Source organism: Micromonospora sp. AMSO12t (assembly GCF_008806585.1).
Lineage (GTDB): Bacteria > Actinomycetota > Actinomycetes > Mycobacteriales > Micromonosporaceae > Micromonospora > Micromonospora reichwaldensis.
Genome location: NZ_WAAS01000348.1, coordinates 1 through 5,794 on the forward strand (window position 1 = coordinate 1; position 5,794 = coordinate 5,794).

The following is a 5,794-nucleotide window of genomic DNA, read 5'->3' on the forward strand; positions in this document are numbered from 1 at the left end:
GGGGTGGGGGAGACGAGGCTGGCGCTGCCGACGGCCGCGAGCCCGGCGGCGGGCGGGGTGCCGGCCCCGCGCCCGGCGGAGGTCGACCCGACCGTCGAGCTGGAGCTGGCCCGACGCTACGCGGACGAGTCCGACCGGCACGGGCAGCAGACCGAGCTGCTCGCGCAGCGACCGGCGCTGCTGCCCGGCTGGTCGCCGGTGGCCCGGTCGGTCACCGTCTACGCGGGCTGCGCGGCCGTGGGCGCGATTCTCATGATGATCATGGTGCTCGCCTCCGGCGTCGGCCTGGTCGACGGTTTCACCCTCGGCGCGTGGATCTGCGCGGGTCTGCCCGCGCTCTCCTTCTTCGCCGGCTACCTGGTGCTCGGCCGATGGGGGCGACCGGCCATGGTCGCCGGCACGCCGCCCCGCTACGTGCACCTGGGCTTCCTGATCTGCTTCGCGGCCGTGCCGGTCGCCTACGTGGCCTTCCTGCTGCTGTTCCGCGTGATGCGCTGACCGCGAGCACGGCGGGACCGGTTCAGCAGCTCTGAGTTGGCAGCAGTGGATCAGCGCTGCTCACTGCTGATCCGGGCGATCTCCTGAGCGATCAGATCGTCGGCACTGATGACGCCGGACGCGACATCTCGAAGCCTGTCCTGCCAGTCCTCGTCGAACTCCGCTCCTTCGAGGGCGGCGTTGGCGGAGGCGAGGACCACGGCTGTCTCGACGCTCGCCACCTGCCGGGCGTAGTACGCCCTCATGAGGTCGACGTCGACCTGCTCGGTGGAGGGGGCGGACTCGGGCAACGCGCCACGCGCGACACGCCACGGAAGCTCGTTGTGCGTCATCGTCGACAGTTCAGCGGCGGAGAATCGGCCGTACGCCTCGGTCACCCAGTGAACCGTGTCGACCTGGGCGGGTGCCAGGCGGGATGCTTCGCCGAGCGGCCACTCGGTGACGGTCAGTTGACCGCGATGATGGCGGTAGAGGTGCGGGACCACCGGGCCTTCGCGCCATGCCTCGATCGGCTCCTGGAAAAGCGGGTGGCCCGTCCGCGCCAGGTGCCATCCCTGGCAGTAGTAGACGAGCTTCTCCAGCTTCATCGCCGTCATGGCCCCGAGGTCGCCCAGCACCGCCGCTGCGACGTCATGCGCCGTTGCCACCGATGGCACCCTCTCTGCAGGTTCTGCCTGAGAGCCTAACGAGTCGGACCGACAGTGCGGGTCCGACGGCGTCGGATAGGCAGAACCAGCAGATCCCGGAAGCTGTCGCGCCGCGTAGGTGACCCGCGGCGGTCAGCGGGAGCGGGCCGGCACCCAGTCCGTGAAGCGCCCGTGCAGGTCCGCCGACTGCGCGCCGGGGTAGTGCTGCGCGAGCTGGTCGGCGGCGGCTTCTTCGCGCAGCGTCACGAGGTGGACCATGAGCCCCGGCATGTCGCCCCGGTACTTCGCGAGGAGAAGCAGCTTCGCCGGGGAACAGGGCCAGGCGATCCCGCAGGCCCGGCAGCGCCACGTCGGGCGGGACGGTACGTGGTCGCGGACGGGCGTGTTCACCGGCTGGTCCCCGCGCTCCGCCGGGCCGGAGCGCGCCGCTGCGCCGAGGGTGAACGCGCGGCCGAGGGCGCCTGCGTGGGACGCATCCCGTCGGGTCGCACGTACAACTCGCGGCGGTCAATCGCCTGGCCGCGCGCGTCGAGCTGGTACACCTCGACCCACGCCCAGCCGTGGTAGGTGACGAGGTCGGTTCGCTCGCGGATCACCCGTACCGTGATCGGCTTCGCGAACTGCGGCGACGCCTCGCGCGTCAGCAGGTACACGCCAGGGCTGACCCGAGGCGTCCCGTCCTCGCGGGTGCTGGCCGTCGCGGCGGCGGGGCGCGTCGCCCAGCGCGACGCCGGTACGGCATTCGCGGGCCTCGGCACGGGCACGGGGCCTCCCTCCATCGGTGTCGGAATCGGGACGCGCGCTCGGCAGGGCCCCTGCGACGTGTGCGCCCGCCGAGTCCTGAGGGGGCCGATTCCGCCGGGCGCGCCGTCCTCCTTCCACCCTGGACGAACGCCCCCTAGGCTCGGAACAGTCACCGCGTGATCGCGGAACGTAGCGTGCGGTTTCGGGCCGGGGGAGAACGGTGTGGAGATTCGTGGAAGGGTGTGGAAGCCGTGGGAATCTCGCCGTCGGAGTACCTGCTTCGTGAGCTGAGGCGACGCCGGTCGGCCGCCGGGTTGACCCAGGCGCAGCTCGGTGAGCTGGTCTTCTGCTCGGACTCCCAGGTGAGCGCGATCGAGACCGGGACGAAGCCACCCACCCTGCCCTACCTGACCGCCGTCGACGGGGCGCTGGACACCGGCGGATACTTCGCGACGCTCTGGAACGAGCTGGTCAAGGGCGACGGCGCGCCGGTCTGGCTGCGCGAGTGGATACAGATCGAGCGGGAGGCGACCGCCCTACGCTGGTACGAGCACGCGTTCGTGCCGGGACTTCTCCAGACCGAGGCGTACGCGCGAGCGACCTTCCGAGCGGCACGGACGCCGGTTGCCGAGTTGGGCCAGCGGGTCGCGGCGCGGATGGAACGGCAGGCTGTGCTCGCCCGCCTGCCGAGCCCACAGCTCTTCGTGGTGCTGGACGAGATGGTCGTCCGGCGGGAGTTCGGCGGTCCCGACGTGATGGCCGAGCAGCTCGAGCACCTGCTGACCTGCGCCGAGCAGCCGCATGTCCAGGTGCAGGTCGTGCCGCTGTCCGCTGGCGTCTATACAGGACTGGCCGGAACGTTCATCCTGGCCGACCTGCCCGACGGCTCGCGTGCGGGCTGCGTAGACCATCAGTTGGAGTCACAGACCACCGGGCAGCCTGACGCGATTGCTCGGTTGGGGCTGGCGTGGGACGCTGTCCACGGCGAAGCCCTCCCGCTGAGGCAATCGATCGACGTGCTCAAGGAAGCGGCGAAGACATGGACAGTCTGACCGGCGCGCGGTGGCGCAAGTCGTCTCGCTCGTCCACCAATGGCGGCGTGTGCGTCGAGGTTGCCGACAATCTGCCCGGCGTCGTCGGCGTACGGGATTCGAAGGACCCGGCTGGTCCCGCGCTGGTCTTCACCCCGACCGCCTGGCGGGTTTTCGTCGCCCAGCTCACCGACCGCGCCTGACAACCCGCCGGGAGTTCGTCGCCCTCACTGGCGATCCCGGCCGCTGCAATCCCGATGCGAACTGAGGTTCCTCAGAGCGGGGAAGCGGGGGAGGCGTCCTCGGCGACATTCAACAGGTGGCATCGGACGATCGCCCGGCAGGAGGTGGCCAGGAGCAGCCCGAGGCCGATGGCCAGGACCGTCAGCCCGATGTCGAACGGCAGTTGCGCCATCAGGTCCAGCGAGCTCTGTTCGCCGATCACCGCGAAGCTCGCCGCCACCACCGACAGAGCGGTGACCAGGGTGCCCACGGCAGCGACCATCCCGGTCATCGCCGCCACCACGCTGCGCCGTGCCCACAGCGCGGCCACGGCGGCCAGCAGCAGCCAACCGAAGGTGAGCAGGGTCCAGCCACCCCCGTCGCTGAGTGACGCGTAGGCCCAGCCGGAGAAGGACCAGATGGCGCGGCTGCTCGGCCGGAACCAGGGCATCAGATATCCGGCGAGGGTGAGCAGGGTGGCCACGAGCATGCCAACGTCGATCGCGAACAGCGGGAGCCTGGAGTTCTGCTCAGCCGTGGACATGGCGCCCTCCCCGTCCGTGCGGTACGGGCAGCATTATAGGCCGTGGATCACCTGGGCCTCCGCCGTAGCTGCGCGCCGGGCCGGTGCCGATTAGGCGCGTTCGACGACAATGACCGGAATCTCCCGCTCGGTCTCCTTCTGGTAGCGGGCGTACGTCGGGAAGACCTCGGTCATGACCTGCCACAGCCGGGGCCGCTCCTCGGCGGTGGCGGTGCGCGCCGTGCCGCGGAACTTCTCGGCCCCGACCTGCACCTCCACCTTCGGGTCGGCGCACAGGTTGAGGTACCAGTACGGGTGCCGCGCCGCGCCGCCGTTCGACGCCACCAGCAGGTAGCGGTCGTCGTCGCGGCCGTAGATGAGCGCGGTGCGCCGCAGCGTGCCGGACCGGCGCCCCCGGGTGGTGAGCAGCAGGCTGTCGTAGCCGTGGAATTTTCCGCCGTCGGCGCCGTCGGTCTCCAGGTAGCGCTGCACGTGGCTGGCCACCCACTCCACCGGACTGTCCTGAATGGTTTCCCCCATCGGCCCAGCCTAGCGGTCGCGCCGCGACAGCGAGGGCCCCGCGCCGGGACGGTCAGGAGTCCGTGAGCAGCAGCCAGTCATCGTCCAGCGGGGCGACGGTCGTGCCCTCGGGCCAGACGTGCGAGCCGGCGGCCGTCGCCCGCGCCTGGTCCACCAGGGGACGGCGGGCGAACGTCGCCCCGTCGAAGGTCACCGGGCCGTGGAAGCGGGCCCGACCGAAGTTCGCCGCTCCCTCGAAGCGGGTCCGCTCGAACCAGGTCTGGTCACCGAACTCGGTCCACCGGAACAGGGCCAGGTCCGCGAAGCGGGTCTGCCGGAACCCGGCGTAGCCGGTGAAGGTGGCGTGGTCCATCGAGACCCCGCTCAGGAAGACCGCCTCGCGGAAGGTCGCGCTGTCCGTGAATCGGGACGCGTCGAAGCTTGCCGTCCGGTGGAAGGTGACGCCCCGGAAGGAGGCCCGGGCGACGGTGGCGTGCCGGCACGACAGCCCGCCGGCGAGGTCGGCGCCGTCGAAGCTGACCCGGCCGGCGATCCGGGCGCGGTCGAGGACGATCTCGGCGTCGCCGCGCAGGTCGTCGCAGGCCAGGTCCGCGAAGGTCGCGCCGAGGGAGAGCCGCCCGCGTACGGTCGCGCCGACCAGGCTGGTGGTGCCGGCGCAGACCGCGCCGGTGAGGTCCGCGTCGTCCAGGGTGCAGCCGGTCGCGTCGAACCCGTCGAGCCGGGCGCCGGTCAGGTCCAGCCTGACCCCGGGCCAGTAGGCGTCGTCGTCCGCGCGCAGGTGCCGGGTCAGGACCCGCTGGGCGGTGCGGCGCACCTCCGCCTCGCGCGCGTCGTCCTCCGGCGCCGGCATCCGCAGGTACGCGCAGAGCACCGCCACGATCGTCTCCCGCTGGGCGGGATTGTCCTGCCCGAGCCGCTCCAGGGCGTGCAGGCCGCCCAGGCGTACGGCCGCGTTGTCGTTGCCGAGCAGTGCGACGGCGCTCGTGTACAGCTCGGTCAGCCGGCGCTCGGCGGCGTCGTGCTCGGCCGCCTCGGCATGCCGCTCCTGGTGGTGCTGCCCGGCCTCGGCGACCGCCTCCGCGTGCGCCTGCACCCGTTCCCGGTGCGCCTGGTCCTGCGCGGCGACGGTCTCCTGGTGCCGCTGGGCGCGTTCGCCGATCCACTGTCGCCGGGCGGCCAGCAGCAGGGCGAGCCCGCCGCCGGTGCCGGCGACCACGGTCAGCCCGGTGCGGATGGCGTCGATGCGCAGCGTCGCGCGGGTGTCCGGCTGGGCGGCGCGGTCGGCCTCGCCGAGCAGCCAGTCGAGCACCAGCCAGCCGAGCAGCGCGGCGAGGAGCAGCCCGACGAGCACCAGCCACCACGGCATCACCCGCAGCGGCTCTTCACGGGGCGGTGTCGGGCGCACGGGTCACAGCATGCCACCGCGCTCGGCCCGACGTGGGGCACCGTCCGCCGTGGACGGTGACTGCCTGGATTGCCGGTTTGTGCTCCCGGCGCGACAAGGGGTTACCGGGCCGTAACTTGTTATTGACGATGGTGGATTACGGCCATCATCATCGTCTCCACGATCGATCGGAACCACCCCCACC

Annotated in this window: 9 protein-coding genes; 3 read left to right on the top strand and 6 right to left on the bottom strand. The window is 71.8% G+C overall.

Features of this window, described 5'->3' with window-relative positions; all coding sequences use genetic code 11:
* Nucleotides 1-498, top strand: a 498-nt coding sequence (locus tag F6X68_RS29955; protein ID WP_370519010.1) for a hypothetical protein, incomplete at its 5' end; no start/stop codon positions are given.
* A 50-nt stretch (nt 499-548) separates the two neighbouring features.
* Here the strand turns inward: F6X68_RS29955 and F6X68_RS29960 are convergent.
* From F6X68_RS29960 to F6X68_RS29970, 3 genes are all read right to left on the bottom strand, one after another.
* Nucleotides 549-1,145, bottom strand: coding sequence for a Panacea domain-containing protein (locus tag F6X68_RS29960; protein ID WP_151457391.1), 597 nt, complete (start codon nt 1,143-1,145; stop codon nt 549-551).
* Nucleotides 1,146-1,277: 132 nt separating this feature from the next.
* On the bottom strand, nt 1,278-1,535 hold the full coding sequence (locus F6X68_RS29965; RefSeq protein ID WP_151457392.1) for a flavin reductase: 258 nt from the start codon (nt 1,533-1,535) through the stop codon (nt 1,278-1,280).
* Complete coding sequence (locus tag F6X68_RS29970; protein ID WP_225852511.1) at nt 1,532-1,909, bottom strand: hypothetical protein; 378 nt, start codon at nt 1,907-1,909, stop codon at nt 1,532-1,534. The genes F6X68_RS29965 and F6X68_RS29970 overlap by 4 nt, the downstream gene beginning before the upstream one ends.
* 222 nt (nt 1,910-2,131) lie before the next feature.
* Between F6X68_RS29970 and F6X68_RS29975 the strand changes: the two genes are divergently transcribed.
* Nucleotides 2,132-2,941: a helix-turn-helix transcriptional regulator gene (locus F6X68_RS29975; RefSeq protein ID WP_151457393.1), complete on the top strand. Its 810-nt coding sequence runs from the start codon at nt 2,132-2,134 to the stop codon at nt 2,939-2,941.
* A complete protein-coding gene (locus F6X68_RS29980; RefSeq protein ID WP_151457394.1) occupies nt 2,929-3,123 on the top strand; it encodes a DUF397 domain-containing protein in 195 nt (64 codons plus the stop codon). The genes F6X68_RS29975 and F6X68_RS29980 overlap by 13 nt, the downstream gene beginning before the upstream one ends.
* Before the next feature lie 71 nt (nt 3,124-3,194).
* Here the strand turns inward: F6X68_RS29980 and F6X68_RS29985 are convergent, their stop codons facing one another.
* The 3 genes from F6X68_RS29985 to F6X68_RS29995 all read right to left on the bottom strand — a co-directional run bounded on the left by F6X68_RS29985 (nt 3,195) and on the right by F6X68_RS29995 (nt 5,610).
* On the bottom strand, nt 3,195-3,686 hold the full coding sequence (locus F6X68_RS29985; RefSeq protein WP_151457395.1) for a hypothetical protein: 492 nt from the start codon (nt 3,684-3,686) through the stop codon (nt 3,195-3,197).
* Nucleotides 3,687-3,776: 90 nt separating this feature from the next.
* Nucleotides 3,777-4,205 carry a nitroreductase family deazaflavin-dependent oxidoreductase gene (locus F6X68_RS29990; protein ID WP_151457396.1) on the bottom strand — a complete coding sequence of 143 codons (429 nt, stop codon included), beginning with the start codon at nt 4,203-4,205 and terminating at the stop codon, nt 3,777-3,779.
* Between the two features lie 52 nt (nt 4,206-4,257).
* Nucleotides 4,258-5,610, bottom strand: coding sequence for a pentapeptide repeat-containing protein (locus tag F6X68_RS29995; protein ID WP_192581599.1), 1,353 nt, complete (start codon nt 5,608-5,610; stop codon nt 4,258-4,260).
* Nucleotides 5,611-5,794 lie beyond the last annotated feature (184 nt).